The sequence below is a fragment of the Microcoleus anatoxicus genome (genome assembly GCF_042465725.1).
Classification (GTDB): Bacteria; Cyanobacteriota; Cyanobacteriia; order Cyanobacteriales; family Microcoleaceae; genus Microcoleus; species Microcoleus anatoxicus.
On the sequence record NZ_CP120853.1, the window covers coordinates 132,501 to 152,741 of the forward strand.

The following is a 20,241-nucleotide window of genomic DNA, read 5'->3' on the forward strand; positions in this document are numbered from 1 at the left end:
CGAGCAACAGTTGAGTATTCAGAGTTTGCCTCGATTTGGTACCGCTCTCGCAGCCCGCACCGAAACAGTGCTTTACCCCTCAACTTCATCTCGACCGCTGTGCCTCAACACATTTCGGGGAGAACCAGCTAGCTCCGGGTTCGATTGGCATTTCACCCCTAACCACACCTCATCCGCTGATTTTTCAACATCAGTCGGTTCGGACCTCCACTTGGTGTTACCCAAGCTTCATCCTGGACATGGTTAGATCACCCGGGTTCGGGTCTATAAACAGTGACTTGTGCTTTCACACTGACGCTCTTGTCAAACTCGCTTTCGCTTTGGCTGCAACCCATAGGGTCTTAACCCGCCACTGCCTATAACTCGCCGGCTCATGCTTCAACAGGCACGCGGTCAGACGTTAAATCGTCCTTCCACTGCTTGTAAGCTAACGGTTTCATGTTCTATTTCACTCCCCTTCCGGGGTTCTTTTCACCTTTCCCTCGCGGTACTGGTTCACTATCGGTCACACAGTAGTATTTAGCCTTACGAGATGGTCCTCGCTGATTCACACGGGATTTCACGGGCCCCGTGCTACTCGGGATACAGTCACGTCCTCTCTACTTTCGACTACAGGACTTTCACCTTCTCTGGTGCAGCTTTCAACTGCTTTGTCTAGCTTTAAGGTTCGTTGATGACTGTCCCACGACCCCAGAAGTCAAAACCTCTGGTTTAGGCTGTTTCCCGTTCGCTCACCACTACTAGGGAAATCGCTATTGCTTTCTCTTCCTCCAGCTACTAAGATGTTTCAATTCGCTGGGTTCGCCGCACCAATCTATGTATTCAATTGGTACTTACTGGGTTGCCCCATTCGGACATCTCCGGATCAATGCTTGCTTCCAGCTCCCCGGAGCTTATCGTCGGTCGCCACGTCCTTCATCGCCTCTGTGTGCCTAGGTATCCACCGTTAGCCCTTTGTAACTTGACCAACATCATTTACTGATGGTCTTTGGTGACCCTGATTTCTCAGTTTTCTCACCTGTTTGATGATTACTTTGTTTCTATGCAGTTTTCAAGGTTCTTACTAGAGTCGAGACTCCAGCATTCCGACTAGCTTTTGGCTGGTCTAGGTGCTGATTTCTACTTCATCTGTGTTATTTCTGGGCTGGGTTGAGTGAGAGTGGAGGTAAGCGGACTCGAACCGCTGACTTCCTGCGTGCAAGGCAGGCGCTCTACCAACTGAGCTATACCCCCACTAAGCTAGTGCGTCATTTTTCTTGGCTGCATTCAGGACTTTTGGTTCCTTCACTCAACACTGAAACTTCTTCACTTGTTTCCAGGTGGGCCATCCTGGATTTGAACCAGGGACCTCACCCTTATCAGGGGTGCGCTCTAACCAACTGAGCTAATAGCCCGTTACCTGAACCCGTTAATAGTTTGAAAGCTTTGACTCTATTATCTCGAACGACCAGGGATGACTGCTTCTAGACCTTTTATGTTTAGGTTCGGTCTGTCTTCAGATGGTCTCCCTAAAAGGAGGTGATCCAGCCACACCTTCCGGTACGGCTACCTTGTTACGACTTCACCCCAGTCATCAGCCCTGCCTTCGGCATCCTCCCCCTCGAAAGGTTAGAGTAATGACTTCGGGCGTGGCCAACTTCCATGGTGTGACGGGCGGTGTGTACAAGGCCCGGGAACGGATTCACCGCAGTATGCTGACCTGCGATTACTAGCGATTCCGCCTTCATGCAGGCGAGTTGCAGCCTGCAATCTGAACTGAGGCAGGGTTTACGGGATTAGCTCTCTCTCGCGAGTTGGCTGCCCTCTGTCCCTACCATTGTAGTACGTGTGTAGCCCAGGACGTAAGGGGCATGCTGACTTGACGTCATCCCCACCTTCCTCCGGTTTGTCACCGGCAGTCTGTTTAGAGTGCCCAACTTAATGATGGCAACTAAACACGAGGGTTGCGCTCGTTGCGGGACTTAACCCAACATCTCACGACACGAGCTGACGACAGCCATGCACCACCTGTGTTCGCGCTCCCGAAGGCACTCTGGTGTTTCCACTAGATTCGCGACATGTCAAGTCCTGGTAAGGTTCTTCGCGTTGCATCGAATTAAACCACATACTCCACCGCTTGTGCGGGCCCCCGTCAATTCCTTTGAGTTTCACACTTGCGTGCGTACTCCCCAGGCGGGATACTTAACGCGTTAGCTACGGCACTGTCCGGGTCGATACAGACAACACCTAGTATCCATCGTTTACGGCTAGGACTACTGGGGTATCTAATCCCATTCGCTCCCCTAGCTTTCGTCCCTGAGTGTCAGTTATGGTCCAGCAAAGCGCCTTCGCCACCGATGTTCTTCCTGATCTCTACGCATTTCACCGCTACACCAGGAATTCCCTTTGCCCCTACCATACTCTAGCTGTTCAGTTTCCACTGCCTTTCCGAGGTTAAGCCCCGGTCTTTGACAGCAGACTTGAACTGCCACCTGCGGACGCTTTACGCCCAATCATTCCGGATAACGCTTGCATCCTCCGTCTTACCGCGGCTGCTGGCACGGAGTTAGCCGATGCTGATTCCTCTGGTACCGTCATTTTGTTCTTCCCAGAGAAAAGGAGTTTACAACCCAAGAGCCTTCTTCCCCCACGCGGTCTTGCTCCGTCAGGCTTTCGCCCATTGCGGAAAATTCCCCACTGCTGCCTCCCGTAGGAGTCTGGGCCGTGTCTCAGTCCCAGTGTGGCTGATCGTCCTCTCAGACCAGCTACCGATCGTCGCCTTGGTGGGCTTTTACCCCCCCAACTAGCTAATCGGACGCGAGCTCTTCTTCAGGCTATAAATATTTTTCCTTTCGGTACATCGGGGGTTAGCAGTCGTTTCCAACTGTTGTCTCCGTCCTGAAGGTAGATTCTCACGCGTTACTCACCCGTCCGCCACTAATGTATTTCTACACCCGTTCGACTTGCATGTGTTAAGCAGACCGCCAGCGTTCATCCTGAGCCAGGATCAAACTCTCCGTGTTGTTGAGTTTTTTCGGCTCATCAAGCTCTTTTTCGGCGACTTGGACATTTCTGTCTCAGTCCCTTAATTTGACCTTGACATTTTTCTCGTTGTTTGCGATATTGAGTTTAGCTCTCGCTTTCACTCTCTATCTGTTAATTTTTTGACGAGGTTAATAGTGCTTTAAGCTTTCAAACTATTCTTTTTTCTAGGTTCAGCGCGCGTTTCGGTGAATCGCTTCTCTTCCGGCGCTTTATTAATATACTTACTTCGCCTGGTGTTGTCAAGCGTTTTGTGAAACTATTTTTGACTTTTTTTTGAACCTATACACTGTAAGGGTTTCGGCTTTTGGACCAGGCTCCGACATCCGCTGGCTGATGCCTCTTTTCCGGAAGGGGTCTTTTTTTGGGCACTCCGGGGGCTTTTTGGGCTCTGAAGCTGCCACCCATGAGTAGAATGTCTCTACACGATGTAGATGTCCTATATATAGATGTTCGATCGCCCACTCATGAAAAAACCTACTCTTCGCCCTACTGTCTTATTCCTTACCTGTGCTTCACTGCTGCTGGCTTGCAGTCAGACGAACACTCCCCAAACCTCTACCACAGCATCTCCGGCGACTTCGCCATCTGCCGGTACTTCGCCACAGGGTTCGGCTGGGGGAAATTCCAACACTATATATATAGGGATTGGGGTGGCCCAAACTAGCAATGTGGCTTTACTTGGCCAGGAACAAGTGGCTGGGGCGAAAATTGCCGAGAAGTATTTTAACGACAAGGGCGGTGTGGATGGGACACCGATTAAGCTGGTGTTCCAAGATACTGGTGGAGATGAACAAGGGACGATCAATGCCTTCAATACTCTGATCAATCAGGATAAGGTGGTGGGTATTGTGGGCCCAACTCTCTCGCAGCAGGCTTTTAGTGCCGATCCGATCGCCGATCGCGCCAAAGTTCCCGTACTCGCACCATCCAACACCGCTAAAGGCATTCCCCAGATTGGCGATTATATTGCTAGAGTCTCCGCGCCTGTCGCCGTGGTAGCACCTAATGCTGTGAAAGCTGCACTGAAGCAAAATCCGAATATTAAGAAAGTAGCCGTGTTTTTTGCTCAGAATGATGCTTTTAGCAAATCTGAGACTGAAACTTTCCAGACAACGGTTAAAGATATGGGACTGGAATTGGCAACAGTCCAAAAATTCTTGACTACTGATACAGATTTCCAATCTCAAGCCACTAATGCGATAAATGTCAAGCCCGATCTGATTATTATTTCTGGGTTGGCTGCTGATGGGGGCAATTTAATTAAGCAGTTGCGGGAATTGGGTTACAAAGGCGTTATCATTGGCGGCAATGGTCTGAATACTTCTAATGTATTTGCTGTTTGTAAGGCGCTCTGTGATGGGGTTTTGATTGCCCAAGCATACAGCCCGGAATATGAGAATGAAATTAATAAGGCTTTTCGCGAGGCTTATCGCGCTCAATTTAAGAAGGAACCGCCTCAGTTTAGCGCTCAAGCTTTTACTGGTGTTCAAGTTTTTGTTGATTCATTAAAGGTGATAAATTCTCAGTCGAAGGTTAGCCAAAAGCCTTTGGGAGAATTGCGTACAAGTTTGAATCAGCAGTTGTTGGGTGGAAAGTACGATACGCCTTTGGGGGAAATTTCTTTTACGCCTGAAGGTGAAATCAATCAGAAAGAGTTTTATGTGGCGCGGATTAAGATGGAGGCGGATGGGAATAATGGTAAGTTTGAGTTTTTGAAATGAAGGAAGAAGGAAGAAGGAAGAAGGAAGAAGGAAGAAGGAAGAAGGAAGAAGGAAAATCCCAAATCTCAAATCCTCAAGCCCCCGAATTTATCCGTGGGGTCAATCCAAAATCTAAAATCTAAAATCTAAAATCGAATGACTTCGGTGTGATGCTCAATTCTTAACTGGTGATGGATTTAACTCTGTTTCTGCAACAATTTTTGAATGGTTTGTCGATCGGCAGCGTGTATGCTATTTTTGCCTTGGGATATACGCTGGTCTTTTCTATTCTCGGAATTATTAATTTTGCTCACGGTGCAGTGTTTACCTTGGGTGCTTATTTCACCTATGCGCTGATGGGGGGTACTTTCGGTTTTAATGGGTTGTGGGCTAATGCTCGAATTCCCGTGGAATTGCCTTTTGCTGTGGCGTTAATTTTGGGCAGTGTCATGGCTGGTTTGGTGGGAGTAATTGTTGAACGAGTTGCTTTTTTACCTTTGCGCCGCCGACACTCAGATTCTCTGCTGACGGTGGTTTCTAGTTTGGGTGTTGCAGTTGCGATCGCAAATATAATCCAATATCTTGTCGGTGCGGAAATTTACACTTTTCCTGCTAATACTTACGGCTATTTACCTGCTGCGATCAACTTCGGGACAGCCGATCAACCAATTCCGATTCGGACTGTTCAAATAGTAATTTTTGCGGTATCAGTTGCGATTGTGGCTATCTTAACTTACTTGATAAATTTCACTAAGTTTGGCAAAGCAATGCAGGCGGTGGCTGAAGATGCTACTACTTCTAGTTTGTTGGGGATTGATACCGATCGATACATTGTATTGACGTTTTTTGTGAGTAGTTTTCTGGCTGGTTTGGCGGGGAGTTTGGTGGGTTCTAGTGTGAGTATTGCTGGGCCTTATTTTGGTATTGCTTTTGGTTTGAAGGGTTTGGCGGTGATTGTGCTTGGGGGGTTGGGGAGTATTCCTGGGGCGGTTTTGGGTGGGTTTATTATTGGTTTGGTTGAGGCTTTTGTACCGGGAGATTTTTCGGCTTATAAGGATGCTGTGGCTTTTGCGATATTGTTTATTATGCTGTTGGTTAGGCCGCAGGGTTTGTTTGGACGGCGTTTGATTCAAAAGGTTTAAGTTTAGTTTGTTATATCAAAATATACGATCGCCAATAGGGAGTAAGATTAAATGAACCGCGAAGACGCTAAGGACGCGAAGGAAGAGAAAGAAGAAAATAAGGTTATTTGTTTGCGTATTAATAAATAAAGAAAGTTATGAATGATTTTTTTACTACTTATGGGTTTCTGATTGTCTCGATGTTGTTGGGTGCAATGTTGGGAATGTCGCTTTATTTGCCTCTAATGACTGGTCAGTTGTCTCTGGCTAGCCCTGGTTTTTATGCGTTGGGTGGGTATATTGCGGCGATTTTGTCTACGATGGTGTTTAAGCCGACAGAAGGTTTGTTTCCTCTACCATTGCTGTTGGTGGAGATGATAATTGCAGGGGTTGTTTCGGGGTTGCTGGGGATTTTGGTGGGAATTCCGGCGCTGCGGTTGAGTGGGATTTATTTGGCGATCGCAACTATCGCTTTTGTGGAAATTTTGCGGGTTTTATCGCTGAATCTGGATATCACTGGTGGGGCGGTTGGTATTTTTGGGATTCCGCAACCGTTTGGAACGCCGATCGAGTATTTGTGGATTGTACTACCTTTACTGTTGGTAAGTATGGCGATTGTCTATCGGCTGGAACGGATTCGGGTGGGGCGGGCTTTTGCGGCGATTCGGGCTGATGAGTTGGCGGCTGATGCGATCGGCATTAACCCAACTTTTTATAAGGTTTTGGCTTTCACTTTGGGTGCGATTTTAGCTGGTGTTGTGGGTGCGATTAGTGCTCATTTTCTGAATACTTGGAACGCCCGTCAAGGTACTTTTGATGCTAGTATTATTTACTTGACTTCTGTGTTGATTGGTGGTAGCAGAACGTTTCTGGGAGCTGTTTTGGGTGGGATGGTGTTTACTGCTTTACCGGAGGTGTTGAGGGGAATGGCGACTATTCAGGGATTGCCGATTTGGTTGGCGCAATTTCTGCGGGATGGGCGGTTAATTGTGTTTGGGGTGTTGATTGTTTTGGGGACGATATTTTTTCCGCAAGGTTTGGTGACGCCGGAGTTGTTGAAGAAATTTAAAAAGGGCGATCGTACTTCTGTTTAAAATTAGATTATTGGTAGATATAAAGTGCGATCGAGTTTTCCTTTTCTATTGTTAGATATCACAGATTTTCAATGAACTCCTCGACTGTGACTTGCGCCTGCTTGAGAATGCCGCTCAACGTACCAACCTTCAATTCTTGATGCACTGGAACAACACAACCAATATCGCCTTCTTCGGTTTCTTTTTTCAGGACAACATGACTGCCAGTTTGACGAACTTGCTCGAATCCTAAACGCTCCAATGCACGAATTGCTTCTCTACTTGAAATTCGCGGCATTTTAGGCATAGCTGACATCAATGCTGGTCACAAATCTCGGAGATGTTTGAGGTACGGGAAATTCCTCCAAATATAACCGCGTAGCCTCTCTCAAACCCGCAATCGCTTGCTCGATCGTTTCACCTTGATCTACTGTTCCAACTTCTGGACATTCAGCTATGTACATATCATCTTCTTTGTACAGAATAACTGTAAAGCTGCGATTTTTCATTGCATCTTATCCCTCAAGTTTTCTCTAATCAGCATAACATAACCGTTTCTCATATCAGTCAATCTGGTAGCAAATTTTTGTCTACCTCAGAAGCCAGCTTGAGAATGCGATCGACTCTAACTATTGATCTCAGTTAAAATGATTTTCCATCGCGTGTAAAGGAATTTCGCCATTGAATTGCCTGATCTGTCGTCTATCTTTCCTTCCAAAGATCTGGCTATTTAATTTACAAGATATTATTTAATTATCGCATCCAGACAAAGAGTGCGATCGCCTATCAGTAAAAAAGTGAGGGGCGATCGCATCCACACTTTTCATCGATCGCCTATCGATAAAAAAAGTAAGGGGCGATCGTATCCCTACTCCCTTATCGACTAAAACAAACTCTGAGAACACCTGAATTGTCTCCTAGTGCATTGTCAGCATCGTTAATTCGTATAGCAGTCCGAGTGATTGGTTTAGGTAGTTGTTGAACCCCCCGCACCCATACATATCCAACACCATCTGTGGGAATATCTACAAATAATGCACCAAAAGGATATGCTTGATCGTATTTATATTGGTTATATGGCTCTAGCCCAGGTTCATTGTGGCCTTGAGGACCAACAGGAGCATAGCTTCTGGCATCTACAGACCAACCTCCACCAACACTGGCTATACGAGTATATGGACCCCCAAGGTCAAAGTATTGCCAACCTGTTCTCGAACTTACATCAAAGCACTTAACTGCTTGCGCTTTTGCTTCGTGCATACTAAAATTAGTAACCAGCACAACAGCGGATATCAAAATAAATTTTAGAGTTAGTTTCATCAGTTAGTTCTCTAATTTCAGTTAACTGTCGGTTCATAGTACCTCCTTCTTAAGGAAGGATTATTCAACTTCTTTCCTATCAAAACCCAAGCCCGATCGCCCTGTCGGTGAAAAAAGACAAGGTGCGATCGCATCCACACTTTTCATCGATCACCTAATTGATCAAAAAAGTAAGGGGCGATCGCATCTTTCACCCTCACCACTTAGACTTACAGGTCGCGCTAGTACTAACTTCGACGTTAGCAGAAGCAGGATCGTTATACCAACCAATAAACTGCCTAGCATCTAGTTTCCCTTGATATCCTTCCTTACCGCTGTCTAGATCCCAAGTTGCTTCCATTGATGCTTGACCATTTCTGTATTTGACCTTAACGTATCCATCAAGGTAGTATCTCCTACCGCATTTTGGTAAACTAACATTCGGCGTAATGTAAGTTACCCATCCTTTTTGCATCATCTGAGTGCAAGCACCTTCTCGACATTCCGGCATATACGAGCCCATTGCAGATGTGATTTCTACGTTTGCCACATATACATCACCAATATGTTTATTGAATGTATAGGAACCTGTATACCGTTGCTGTGCAAGTACATCTACATTACCAGATACAGAAATATAACCAACGGCAGCAGTCAAAACAGCAGCACGCACGATTTTACCCATTTGAATTAATCCTCCATTACGGTTGTTTGATGGTGTTTATCTTGTCCGTACTTACAATGTAAATATCAAATAATCTTTCCCAATCAAAACCAAAACCCGATCGCCCTGTCAGTCGGATTGAGTCTGAACTTTTCCCGAAAAATTTGCTCAAATTTCGGAAAGATCGGATAGTATCGGAAAAACCCGCCTATCTGACCGATCGATAAACATCGCAAAAGCCTGAAAACTGGTAGATGAAATTCTGTTCACCAATACAGGCGATGAAACTAATTTTTATCCTTTTCCACATCATAAACCGATCGCACAAAACTGAAAAGCAAAAAAAGACGGAAAAAGACGGGCATTTCTAAAATTGCGATGCAAGGCGGATCGAGACGGATAAAGACGGATAAAGTCGGGTATACTAACTATAGTTATCCGACCCCCCTACTGATGGACACTGCTCATATCTTGCAATTTGTAGATAAAGTGCTCAGCGCGAAGACAGGCAAACATCTCAATGACTTGCAGCGCGGAATTATCAAGGGAATACTGAGGCGACAAAAGTATTCTGATATTGCAAATACTTATAATTGTACTGTGGGTCATGCTAAGGATGTAGGTTACGAGCTTTTGCAAATGTTATCTGATATTTTTGGCGAATCAGTTGATAAAGGTAATCTGGAATCTGTGCTAGAACGGCAGTTAAATCTGAATATAAATTTTGGCGATCGCACTACTAATTTTGGTAATAGCAATACAATTAACTATATCAATGGTTGCTCAGAACTACCCACTCCTACCCCAGATAAAACTCGGTCTGAAACTCCTGACTTCCAGGACAGCACGAATCAAGTTAAAATTGAAATGGTTGGTAAATTACGACAGTTGGGATTGAAAGATGAGCAAATTGCAGAGGTGCTAGGGTTAGCCTTGGAGGTAGTGAAATCATTATAATATATCATATTTGCCGTATTTTTGGGAAGGAGTATCATGCCAAGGATTCAGTTAGATTTAGGTTTCAATCGCTTAGGAAGGTTTGCCGAACAAACGATCGCCTTTTGTAAAAAGTGGCGGATCGTAGAGTTAGCGCTGTTTGGTTCGGTTTTGCGAGAAGATTTTTGCCCAGAAACAAGCGACATAGATATACTCGTAACTTTTGCACCTGATTACCGATGGACATTTGATGACGCGATGCAGATGCAGGAGGAACTTGAAACTTTATGCGGACGCAAGGTAGATATCCTTAGCAAACAATGTATCGAACACAGTATTAACTGGATGAGAAAACAAGAAATTCTCAACTCTGCAAAGGTAATTTATGTCAGCAAATAGAGATATGGCTTCCCTGTTGGATATTGTGCAGGCTGGCGAGATGAGTCAACCTATTTGTATTTTTTAAGCGAGTAACTAATTATTTTAGTTAAGATTCATCATTACTGGTTATTTGTTACTGGTTATTTGCAGGAAATAACCAATAACTAATAACTAATGACTAATGACTAATGACCCTTCGACTCCGCTCAGGGCGACGCTCCGCGGTTCAGTCAGCGGAGTCGAAGGGCAGGGCACCGCTAATGACTAATGACCCTTCGACCCTTCGACCCTTCGACTCCGCTCAGGGCGACGCTCCGCTCAGGGCGACGCTCCGCGGTTCAGTCAGCGGAGTCGAAGGGCAGGGCACCGCTAATGACTATTCATCATCATCAAAAGCTTGACTGCCGCCACCAACTGCTACTAAATCAATTTGCTGGCGATAGTAATCCACGCTCTTGACTTGAACTTCTACCCGATCGCCCAAACGGTACTGATTGCGGTTTTTGCGACCGACGAGAGTTTGTTGGCGCGATCGATATTCGTACCAATCATCTTTCAAGGAAGAAACGTGCACCAATCCTTCAACTCGCAGAATCTCACTCTCCGGCGGCCGCACCTCAATTTCCACAAAGAAACCATAGGATTGTACACCTGTAATCAAACCCTGGAAAGTTTGACCGGTGCGTTCTTTCATCAATCCGGTTTTCTTCAAGCCTTGCAAATCGCTTTCAGCGTCCTCAGCAACTCTTTCCCGTTCTGTCAAGTGTACTACCACCGATGCAAATTCTGTCTCAAATTCGTGGTGTAAGTCTGGGGGGAGAACATTCCAAGTAATTTGGCCGTGACAGGAGGAATGGTGCAGGTCAACTTTTTCCTTGGCCCGTGTGGTACGGCTGCTGCGGCCTTGCTCGAATACTGCTTGCAACAATCGCAGCACGAGTAAATCGGCATAGCGAGATAGTGGGGAAGTACAGCGGGTGTAACCTTCTGCCAAAGCTAAACCGAAGTGTGGTTTAGGAGTTGTGCTGTAAACAGCGGGCTTCATGGTGTCTTCCAGCAGGTAGGTGAGCACTCTTTCGGATTTCAATCCGGCAAACTGCTGGGTAAATCGCTGAAAGTCTATGGGCAGAACTTCTTCTTCGTTTTCTAGGTACAGTTCGCCTCCGAGGTTGTTGGAAAGTTTGATGAACTCTTGAATGTCTGCATGATCTGGCATGGGCTGGACGCGGTAAATTCCGGGGACTCCCAAGGCTTGCAGGTGGGTGGCTACGGCTTGGTTGGCGAGTACGACTAATTCAGATAGGGCGGACTGGGCTGGGGGGGCGATCGCAAATGCTCCCAATTCCCCTTCATCGTCGAAGTGAGAGTTGGCGTCGGGCAAATTTAGTTCAAAAGCTCCTCGCTGGAGCCTCGCCTTTCTGGCTGCCTGGGAGGCTGCGGAGATTTGCTCTAGGAAAGGACGAAGGGCTGTGGATAAAGGTTGAGTTTCGTCATCGGAGGTCGATGCCAGAATTGCTTCTGCTTGGTGATAGCTGAGCTGGTAGTCAATTTGAATGACGCTGGTTTGAATGGAGTATTCTGTTAGTTCTCCTGATTCGTCTAGGGTGAGCAACACGCTGAAGGCTAGCCGTTCGGTGTCTGGTAGCAAAGAGCAGCGCTCGTTGAGGATCGATGGTAGGACGGCGATGATTTTGTCTCCCAGATGGGCTGCTGTGCCTCGCTTGCGGGCTTCGCGGTCGATCGGGGTTTCGGGTTGCACGTACTCAGCGACGTCGGCGATGTGAATTCCGACTTGCCAACCTCCCGACTTGAGGGTTTCAATGGAGAGAGCACGTTCCACAGGCGGGTCCCACAGGAATGAGGCTGGATCGAATTCGTTTTCGGCTGTGGGAGAGAAAGTTTCTGACTCGGTTTCTGGGACATCATCATTTTTGTCGCTGTTGATTTCTCCCAGTTCGTTGTTGCTGAAAGTGACTGTGAGAATGTTACGCAAATCTAGGCGTTTTTTGATGTCGGTTTTTTTGAGTTTGCTGGGTAAATTTTCGGCTGCTTTGATGACTGCTGGGGGAAACGATCGCGGTAAGTCGTGTTTGCAGCATACTATGTCGAGGTCGTCGGCGGCTTCGGCGTCGGAACCTAGTACCTGTACTACTTTTCCGACTGGGCGATGGGTGCCGAGGGGATAGCGTTTGACTTCGACGTGTACTAGGTGGTCGATCGCCTCTTCGAGATTGGTGCCGTTTGCCAGTAAGTCTAGTTCAAATAGCAGGCGATCGTCTAGGGGAATTGCTCTGTAGCTGAGGCGGCCGGTGGGGGTTGCTGTTTGCTTGACTCTGGCGAGTACCGAGGGGTTGGCGCGTTCGAGTATCAACATCACTTCGCCTTCGGGGGAACGGCGGCGGCTACCTTCTTTGATGATTTTGACTAAGACTCGATCGCCATTCCATGCTGTTGAGAGATGACTTTCTCGCACGTAAACGTCTTCTGAACCTTCGGCGTCTTGAATTGCGAAGCAAAATCCTTTGCTCGAACAGCGCAGTTTTGCTTCTACCACATCGTCTTCAGTTACTCGACGATATCGACCTTTGTCTTTGACTAAAATCCCAATTTTCTCTAGAGCTTCTAATGCGATTTGAAGTTTGAGTTGACTGGTGACATCATTGCAATCGAGTTTTTTCTCTAATGCTTTGGGAGCCACTAATTTGTCTTCTGTAAAATTTGCCAACAGTGCAGCGATAGAAAATTCCATGTAGCGATCGATCCTCTTTTTTCCAGCAATTAGTCTAATTTTGGCGAAATCGGCCACGCTCTTTCCCGCTTTCGCTGTGCTTACACGCCCAAGATCTGGCGGGGGTTAGTTAGGTGTAGACAAGCACAACCACCTAGTTTGAGCGCGGGATTTTTTTAGGAAATTCTCTCCCGACTCTGCTGGTGGCAATTTTTCTGCTGTCTGTCTTCAACTGACTTCTGACGTTGCAGAAAATTGTCTCTTACCCTTACTACTTTTGCTTACTTGCTTTGCCATTTCCGATAGGTAGAAATGACCTGACGGTGGCTGTTAGCTTAAACCGCGGGATGTGGCATGGGGTTTAGTGGCGTGAAAGGTGGCGTGGATGATTCACCTTTAATTTATTGTATGTTGAATAGGTGCTTTCAGAAAATTGTTTTCTTGCTGATTGTACTACACTTAAGCCATAAGCCCCATCTGGTTTCGGGGTCAAAACATTATGTTTGCTCAATTTCGCGCCCTTTATCCCACTGGACAGTTAATCTGTGAATTGCTGACTGTTCATCATGGCAAGTTTGTGGTTCGCTGTCTGCTTCAGGTTGATGGCAAAACTCTCGCTACAGGTATGTCGGCTGCTGAGTCGGTTGAGGATGCTGAGGACCGCGCTCGGTGGCGATCGCTCGCTGTCCTTGGATTTGATCCGGCTCAACCTCCGACGATCGCCCCTGTTGCTCAGCCTCCCGTGGCACCTCCGGCCCCCGTGGCACCTCCTGTGTTAGAAAGGCCTGCTACTACTGACAATTTTGCATTACCACATCAGAGCAATTTTGTCAATAGTCCATCGCCATTAATCGAAGAGGCGATCGCACCGATACCGGAAGCTTTGCCGCCAATGGTCGATCGAACTGTGACAGCCTCTAGAGAGGAATTTGACTCCGATGCTTGGCTGTCTTCCAGCTACGGCGCACCGATTCAGGAACGGGAGATGCCAAGGGCTAGCCAAACTGAAATTTTACAGGGGGCTGCCGAAGTTAGGGACTTGGAACCAATTGCTGTTGGGATTCCGAGTGATTCGATCGAGGATATTTCTGAGACGATCGCCCAAATAGAGGCAATCCTCAAGCGATTGAAATGGACTAAAAAACAAGAAAGTGACTGTCTACAACACAATTACGGCAAAATGTCCCAGGGAATTCTGTCTGCTGGAGAGTTGCTGGACTTCCTAGATTATCTCCAAATTTACAGCAAAACCACTGATGAAATCAAGCGTTTGAGCTGGAGTCCCAGTCGAGGAAAGGATCATCTCAAACAAGGTTACGGTAAGGAAGCGCGGCACTTTTTAACTAAGGAAGAATTGCTCGATTTTCTGCAATATCTGGAATCTTTGCCATCTGATAACTAAGTGCGATCGGATGTAACCATCGACAACAGGGAAAATGAGGAGACGGCAATGCCCATTAGTGTCAACTTAAGCCTGAAAGCCATATAAATGTAGCTTTTGGGCAAAGTCTAGATCCCCCTCGCATCCCCCGATCGAAGGGGGACGAAAGAAAAGACTCTTGTCCCCCCCTTCGATCGGGGGGCTCGTTCGGATCTAAATTTAATAGTCTTGCCAGCAGTCTGTGACTGGGTTTAAAGTTAAGTTGACACCAATGGGCTCTTGGAGTGTCCTGACTACTGATAATTTAGGCAACGGCGGCGATCGGGCGAGTTGCAGAAGGACGGCGATCGATCACTTGATCCACCAAACCGTAGTCCTTTGCTTCTTCCGCCGACATGAAGAAATCCCGTTCGGTATCTTCTTCAATGCGCGACAGAGGCTGACCGGTATGATCTGCCAAAAATCCGTTCAGGCGGCGTTTGTGGTACAAAATCTCTTTAGCCTGAATTTCAATATCCGTTGCTTGTCCCTGAGCTCCCCCTAGGGGTTGGTGGATCATAATCCGGGAATGAGGCAGACTCATCCGCTTGCCTTTGGCGCCTGCACTCAACAGAAAAGCGCCCATGCTGGCGGCCAAACCGAGACAAATGGTGCACACATCGGGGCGGATGTGGTTCATGGTGTCAAAAATGCCCATACCTGCTGTCACCGAACCCCCTGGGGAGTTGATATAGAGGTAGATATCTTTTTCTGGGTCTTCGGCATCTAAAAATAGTAATTGGGCAACAATCAGGTTAGCCAATTCTGAGTCTACCTGTTGGCCCAAGAAGACGATGCGATCGCGCAGAAGTCGCGAGTAAATGTCAAAGGCGCGTTCGCCACGACCGGATTGTTCTATAACTGTTGGGATCATTGGACAGGGCCTGCCTATTTACGTCTCTATTTTTTAATTTTAGCGGGTGGGGCTTGTTTGTAGTTAGGGATTCGTGGCGGGCGATCGACTTTAGCGAGCAAAATCCTTAATTTGGCGTGGATTCAGGTATTATGGCCGTCGTATTTTCTCGATTCGAGAACTGAAATAGCCTGCTCGCGTGTGACACTAGGGAAATGGTCTAGAAACTCATTGAGCGAATCACCAGCTTCGAGATAATCAAGTAACGTCTTCATGGGGACGCGAGTACCCATAAACACAGGAGTTCCCCCTAGAATGTCGGGGTCACTATGAATGATAGGTAGTGGGGTTTTTTGATTTAAAATGCGGGTAAATTTCCTTCTCAAATAATTCTTGAATTTCTGCCGGCTGCTGTGCAACTAAATCTTGATAATCTTCCTCAACAGGAATATTGTAAGTTGCTGTGCGTTTAGCAATTTTGGGCAACCAAGTTGTATGTACAGTAAAACCGAGTTTAAGTTGTGGATGCCATAGCTGACAAACTGGCCCTTGTTTGAGATTTGCTGCATCAAAAATCCAAATCTCATTACCATTATCTGTTTCCTCATCAGTGCCGTGATGCACCACACAAACAAGATAACCATCCGTTGAGTCTCCAGTCCCGTCAGCACGGGGCACAAATTGCGGTGAAGTCCCAAATGAATTACTCGGAAACTGATAGACATCTTGAATTTCCAAACGGCTTTCCGACTCGCTAACACTGGTTAATGGCTGAATATGCAAGCGAAGTAAGTTTGATTGAATTCCCTCTTTTGTTAGGTTAATAACTTCCTGTTCTGGTACGTCTCGATATTTATAGTTTTTGTACAGTTTCAAACCATGTTTTGTGAGTAACTCCGGCCAACATCCCAAACAACTCCAATAAATATCTTGTAAAGGTTTTGACGTATCCGCACAAGTAAATAATGCGGGCCCCCAAGTATACTGAGAATAAGTATTGTCCTCTTTTTTAAACTCTTGTCCTTCCTCAGATTTATTTGGACTATAATCCTCATATAAAGCCGTCAAATCCGAGCGGATTAATTCACCGGTTTCTCCATTAACGATATGACATCCAAGTCGGCTTATATCCGTTGGGCCCATAATCACCCCATAAAGTTTTTCTAAATTGTCAATTTCGCTCGATGTCAACACTGATTCATCAATATCTCGAATCCACTCCGCCGCATCCCAAGTACCCATATTTGCCATGTGAAGCGTAATTTCTTGGTTGGGATTTTTGTAATCAGCGATAAAATGATTTGTACCGCGAGGAATTATCGCTTTTTGCACCCGGACTTTTTTCTTGTCTGGTTTTAGCGCATCTCGACGAATAATATAAACGCGATTGTCTGCTAATTGTTGCCGGTCTATTAAATTTATTAAAAATTTCTTGACACTTTTATATTTTTTGCCTGACCCCGCTGGTAATAATTCTGCTATCAGCAATTTGAAAGCGGTATCTATCAGGATAATATAATCTTCCGTTATCGCAAGTTGGTGTAGACTTTGCTCAATTTTTACCGGGCAGCCATTTGTTTTTACCAGTTGCCATCTTTGAAGATTTCCTTTACCATCCCAGCGGACTAAGTAGGTGAAATTGCTAAACGGATTGAACGCTTGGAGCAAATTGTAGATTGCCAAAATTAAATTTTTGCAAAAGCCGATAATTTTCTCAAAAATGTTTTCGGAGGTTGCTTGTTTCTCTTCTTCTGATTTTATCGGTTCCTCGATGATGATCTCTTCGGGAGGATGAAGTACAAGCGAACACATCGAGCTGAGAAAATCCAATACCCCATCAATTTCCGGTCGTAATTGTGGGAGAAATGTCGTTAAAGACCTGCCGGCATTAACCGTAAACATTTCTTTTGTGTGAAAATCAAAACAAGGATGAGCCGAACTCTGCACCAAGGGAAAAGGAAACGGCGGTTTAAAAGGTAAATGTGCCATTAAAGGATTCATCGCACGCCACTCTGAATTACTCCCCACAGGCGTAATAACTTCCAGAGTTTCAGGGTCAATTTCGTAAGGCCGACCTATATCCCAGGTTGCCAGCAAACGATATCCTTCCTCTTCAGAAAATTTCATTGGTAAAAAAGCAGTATTAAGCTGATTTCTAGCTCCCAATTTTTCTGAAAAACGTAAAATCCCCAAATTGTAAAAATTTAATTTTTTTTGGCGAAACGTGGCGATATCAGCATAATAACAGGAAGTTTTCATCAACGCAGAAGAAAACTTCACTCCCCCAGCAGGATCGTTAAAATCTAAGCGATAAACCATGCCATCGCCATTATAAAGAGCCGTTGAGCCATCACTGGAAGGAAAAACAATTTCTGTCCCTGGCTGATTCGGAGAATTTACCGACCCCACCGGCCCGATAATAAAGACATGACCCTGCAAATCTTCAGGAATTTTTCCCTTATCTTTCACAAGCAAATTTAGGGCAGGTTGTTTTGACTTTTGCGTTTCGTTGTTGCCTCCAAATTCTGCTCGATTTGCTGATAAAACTGAACGAGGAAACACACTTGCTGGTTGAGTCATAAAAGATGCTGCTGATTAAACAGAAAGAGAGCCTTTTTTTCTAAATCTGGACAAGTCACTTGAAAGCTAACGCAACAATAACGTTAACACCCATCAGATAACTTTAGCCGAGTTCAGCAATTAATACAATATCTATTAGAAATTTAAAAAAATTACTTGCCAAACTTCCCTAATTTAAGAGAGATTGTCTGGCAAGTAAAAATCCAAGTAAAATGTATTTGAGACTACAGACACCATCACCATTTATTATTCTTCTCCTGGTGGGGCTTCACATTCACGGGTTTTTCGATTTAAAATGCGGGTAAATTTCCTTCTCAAATAACTCTTGAATTTCTGCCGGCTGCTGTGCAACTAAATCTTGATAATCTTGTTCAACAGGAATATTGTAAGTTGCTGTGCGTTTAGCAATTTTTGGCAACCAAGTTGTATGTACTGTAATTCCAAAATTAAGTTGAGGATGCCATAGTTTACACAAGGGCCCTTGTTTCAGATTTGTCGCATCAAAAATCCAGATTTGATTGCCATTATCCGGTTGATCGTCTGTGCCATGATAAACAACACACATAATGTATCCATTCGTAGAACTACCATCTACTCCTGTTTTGGAAGGGATGAACTGAGGTGAGTTGACAAAATAACCAGTTTCAAACTGATAAATATCTTGAATCTCTAATCTGTTTTCACCGTCTTTCACGCTTTCCAAAGGTTTGATATGCAATCTCAATAAATTAGACTTGATTCCTTTTTTGGTAAGTTCAAGTAGTTCTGGCACCGGCACCTCTCGATATTTATAAGGTGCATACATTTTTAAGCCGTGTTCCGTTAAGATATCCTCCCAAGCACCAAAAAAACTCCAGTAAATATCTTGAAACTTTTCTGTGGGTTGGTTGTCCTGGTAAGCATAAAGCGCGGGCCCCCAAGTGTACTGACAAAACTCTTTCTTTTCTGCTTGTTGACTAGGGGAATTATCTTGATAAACGCTGGTTAGATCCGATCTTACTACCTTTGCGTTTTCTGCATCAATCACATAGCATCCCATACGGCTAATATCCAATGGCCCCACAGTCATCCCGTACATGGGAGGTAGTTTATTTGACAGGGGTTTTTCCTCGGTATCATCAAAATCGATATCACGAATCCATTCCGCTGTATCCCAGGCACAAATATGAGCCAAGTGAAGGGTAATTTGTTTGTTGGGATTTTTAAAATCTACCAAAAAGTGAGTCGTTTCGCGAGGTATGACAACTTTTTTAGCTTCAATATTCTTCTGGCCTGGTTTCAAATCAGTACGTTTGATAAGATATATGTCTGTATCGGATAATTGCGGATAATTTATAAGATTTCTGAGTAATTTTTTCAAGTATTTGCTCATTTTGTTTGTGGTAGATGGCAAAAGCTCTTCCAATAAAAATTTAAACCCTGTATCAACTAGCAATACATAATCTTCTGTTAATCCCATTTGATGAATGCTTTGTTTAATTTGAAGGGGGTTTCCATTGTATATTACATTCCATCTATCAAGCTTCCCTTTTCCATCCCAAACAATTAAATCAACATAATGATTGAAAATTTTTATTTTTTTTATAACAATTTTCATAAGATAGTTATACCCAGTAATATTAATATTTTTTAATATTTTTGTAGAACCATACATATTTTTAATAGCATTAATAATAGATTGCATTGATTGAGCCACAAAAGTCAATACTGACCAACCGCAATTAACAGTAAACATCTGCCGACTTTTAGGATCGAAACAAGGATGGGCGGAAGAATGAACTAATTTAAAGCAAAAATTAGGTTGAAATGGCAAACGAGATAATAAATAATTCATCGCCCGCCACTCTTTATTACAACCAACAGGGGTTACAATTTCAAGAGTTTTTGTGTCAATCTCATAAGGCCGTCCCATGTCCCAAGTTACTAGCAGACGCTCACCTTCCTCCTCAGAATATTTCATTGGAAGAAACCCTGTATTAAGCTGGTTACGAATACCAAGTTTTTTAGACATCCGCATAATACCAAAATTTTGAAATTTAAAATCTGGCAAACACTTTGTAGTTGCTAGATCAGCATAGTAACACGGAGTTTTCAGAAGCCTAGTTGTTAGAGAAATTCCTTGTTCAAGGTTGTCCAAGTCAATACGGTAAACTATCCCATCACCGTTATAAAAAGGAGTAGAACCATCACTGGACGGAAAGACGATGTTATCCTCAAAAAGACTTTGAGAATCTACGGAGCCGGCTGCTGAAATGATAAATATATGACCGTGCAAGCCTTCCGGTAAAATTTTTCCGTCTTCAACTATGAGTTTAAGGGGGGGTTTAGCATTTTGATTATCTTCTGGAAGTCCAAATTCTTCCCGACTAACTGATAATATAGAACGAGGGAACGACTTTTTTATATCTTCAGCAGTTTTTGTTGTGTTTACATTCATGGTTGTACTTTCAAGAAGTCCTACT

At 44.9% G+C, this 20,241-nt stretch carries 16 protein-coding genes, 2 tRNA genes and 2 rRNA genes (1 of these 20 cut by a window edge); 7 read left to right on the forward strand and 13 right to left on the reverse strand.

Features of this window, described 5'->3' with window-relative positions; genetic code table 11:
• The 4 genes from P2A85_RS00610 to P2A85_RS00625 all read right to left on the reverse strand — a co-directional run.
• A 23S ribosomal RNA gene (locus P2A85_RS00610) occupies window positions 1–967 on the reverse strand; it reaches 1,934 nt to the left of the window's first position.
• A 193-nt stretch (window positions 968–1,160) separates the two neighbouring features.
• Window positions 1,161–1,233 (reverse strand) — tRNA-Ala (locus P2A85_RS00615).
• 87 nt (window positions 1,234–1,320) lie between these two features.
• A tRNA-Ile gene (locus P2A85_RS00620) sits at window positions 1,321–1,394 on the reverse strand.
• 117 nt (window positions 1,395–1,511) lie between these two features.
• Window positions 1,512–3,002: ribosomal RNA gene (locus P2A85_RS00625) — 16S ribosomal RNA — on the reverse strand.
• The 16S and 23S rRNA genes sit together here with 2 tRNA genes alongside, the layout of an rRNA operon.
• Window positions 3,003–3,488: 486 nt before the next feature.
• On the opposite strand from P2A85_RS00625, the gene P2A85_RS00630 reads away from it, so the two are divergent.
• From P2A85_RS00630 to P2A85_RS00645, 4 genes are all read left to right on the forward strand, one after another.
• Window positions 3,489–4,745 carry an ABC transporter substrate-binding protein gene (locus P2A85_RS00630; RefSeq protein WP_377477002.1) on the forward strand — a complete coding sequence of 419 codons (1,257 nt, stop codon included), beginning with the start codon at window positions 3,489–3,491 and terminating at the stop codon, window positions 4,743–4,745.
• Window positions 4,742–4,867, forward strand: coding sequence for a hypothetical protein (locus P2A85_RS00635; protein ID WP_377477003.1), 126 nt, complete (start codon window positions 4,742–4,744; stop codon window positions 4,865–4,867). The genes P2A85_RS00630 and P2A85_RS00635 overlap by 4 nt, the downstream gene beginning before the upstream one ends.
• A gap of 48 nt (window positions 4,868–4,915) precedes the next feature.
• Complete coding sequence (locus P2A85_RS00640) at window positions 4,916–5,866, forward strand: branched-chain amino acid ABC transporter permease (RefSeq protein ID WP_377477004.1); 951 nt, start codon at window positions 4,916–4,918, stop codon at window positions 5,864–5,866.
• Between the two features lie 137 nt (window positions 5,867–6,003).
• Complete coding sequence (locus P2A85_RS00645; protein ID WP_377477005.1) at window positions 6,004–6,939, forward strand: branched-chain amino acid ABC transporter permease; 936 nt, start codon at window positions 6,004–6,006, stop codon at window positions 6,937–6,939.
• A 58-nt stretch (window positions 6,940–6,997) separates the two neighbouring features.
• Here the strand turns inward: P2A85_RS00645 and P2A85_RS00650 are convergent, their stop codons facing one another.
• From P2A85_RS00650 to P2A85_RS00665, 4 genes are all read right to left on the reverse strand, one after another.
• Entirely contained in the window at window positions 6,998–7,216 is a 219-nt protein-coding gene (locus P2A85_RS00650; protein WP_377477006.1) for a type II toxin-antitoxin system HicA family toxin, read from the reverse strand.
• A 1-nt stretch (window position 7,217) separates the two neighbouring features.
• Window positions 7,218–7,427 carry a type II toxin-antitoxin system HicB family antitoxin gene (locus tag P2A85_RS00655; RefSeq protein ID WP_377477007.1) on the reverse strand — a complete coding sequence of 70 codons (210 nt, stop codon included), beginning with the start codon at window positions 7,425–7,427 and terminating at the stop codon, window positions 7,218–7,220.
• 367 nt (window positions 7,428–7,794) lie between these two features.
• On the reverse strand, window positions 7,795–8,238 hold the full coding sequence (locus P2A85_RS00660; protein ID WP_377477008.1) for a hypothetical protein: 444 nt from the start codon (window positions 8,236–8,238) through the stop codon (window positions 7,795–7,797).
• Between the two features lie 196 nt (window positions 8,239–8,434).
• Window positions 8,435–8,902, reverse strand: a complete 468-nt coding sequence (locus P2A85_RS00665; protein WP_377477009.1) for a hypothetical protein — start codon at window positions 8,900–8,902, stop codon at window positions 8,435–8,437.
• 432 nt (window positions 8,903–9,334) lie between these two features.
• Here P2A85_RS00665 and P2A85_RS00670 point away from each other — a divergent pair, with 432 nt between their 5' ends.
• Together P2A85_RS00670 and P2A85_RS00675 are read left to right on the forward strand one after the other, a co-directional pair.
• Window positions 9,335–9,838, forward strand: coding sequence for a hypothetical protein (locus tag P2A85_RS00670; protein ID WP_377477010.1), 504 nt, complete (start codon window positions 9,335–9,337; stop codon window positions 9,836–9,838).
• A 36-nt stretch (window positions 9,839–9,874) separates the two neighbouring features.
• Window positions 9,875–10,216, forward strand: a complete 342-nt coding sequence (locus P2A85_RS00675) for a nucleotidyltransferase family protein (RefSeq protein ID WP_377477011.1) — start codon at window positions 9,875–9,877, stop codon at window positions 10,214–10,216.
• Window positions 10,217–10,574: 358 nt separating this feature from the next.
• Here P2A85_RS00675 and P2A85_RS00680 read toward each other — a convergent pair whose 3' ends face one another.
• Window positions 10,575–12,947: a ribonuclease R family protein gene (locus tag P2A85_RS00680; RefSeq protein WP_377477013.1), complete on the reverse strand. Its 2,373-nt coding sequence runs from the start codon at window positions 12,945–12,947 to the stop codon at window positions 10,575–10,577.
• Between the two features lie 478 nt (window positions 12,948–13,425).
• Here P2A85_RS00680 and P2A85_RS00685 point away from each other — a divergent pair, with 478 nt between their 5' ends.
• Window positions 13,426–14,328 carry a hypothetical protein gene (locus P2A85_RS00685; protein WP_377477014.1) on the forward strand — a complete coding sequence of 301 codons (903 nt, stop codon included), beginning with the start codon at window positions 13,426–13,428 and terminating at the stop codon, window positions 14,326–14,328.
• Between the two features lie 283 nt (window positions 14,329–14,611).
• Here the strand turns inward: P2A85_RS00685 and clpP are convergent, their stop codons facing one another.
• From clpP to P2A85_RS00705, 4 genes are all read right to left on the reverse strand, one after another.
• The gene (gene clpP / locus P2A85_RS00690; RefSeq protein ID WP_377477015.1) at window positions 14,612–15,220 is read right to left on the reverse strand and encodes an ATP-dependent Clp protease proteolytic subunit; all 609 of its coding nucleotides are present in this window, start codon (window positions 15,218–15,220) and stop codon (window positions 14,612–14,614) included.
• 122 nt (window positions 15,221–15,342) lie between these two features.
• On the reverse strand, window positions 15,343–15,492 hold the full coding sequence (locus tag P2A85_RS00695; protein WP_377477016.1) for a DUF433 domain-containing protein: 150 nt from the start codon (window positions 15,490–15,492) through the stop codon (window positions 15,343–15,345).
• Window positions 15,493–15,526: 34 nt separating this feature from the next.
• Window positions 15,527–17,779, reverse strand: coding sequence for a carotenoid oxygenase family protein (locus tag P2A85_RS00700; protein WP_377477017.1), 2,253 nt, complete (start codon window positions 17,777–17,779; stop codon window positions 15,527–15,529).
• Window positions 17,780–18,053: 274 nt separating this feature from the next.
• The gene (locus P2A85_RS00705; RefSeq protein WP_377477018.1) at window positions 18,054–20,216 is read right to left on the reverse strand and encodes a carotenoid oxygenase family protein; all 2,163 of its coding nucleotides are present in this window, start codon (window positions 20,214–20,216) and stop codon (window positions 18,054–18,056) included.
• Window positions 20,217–20,241 lie beyond the last annotated feature (25 nt).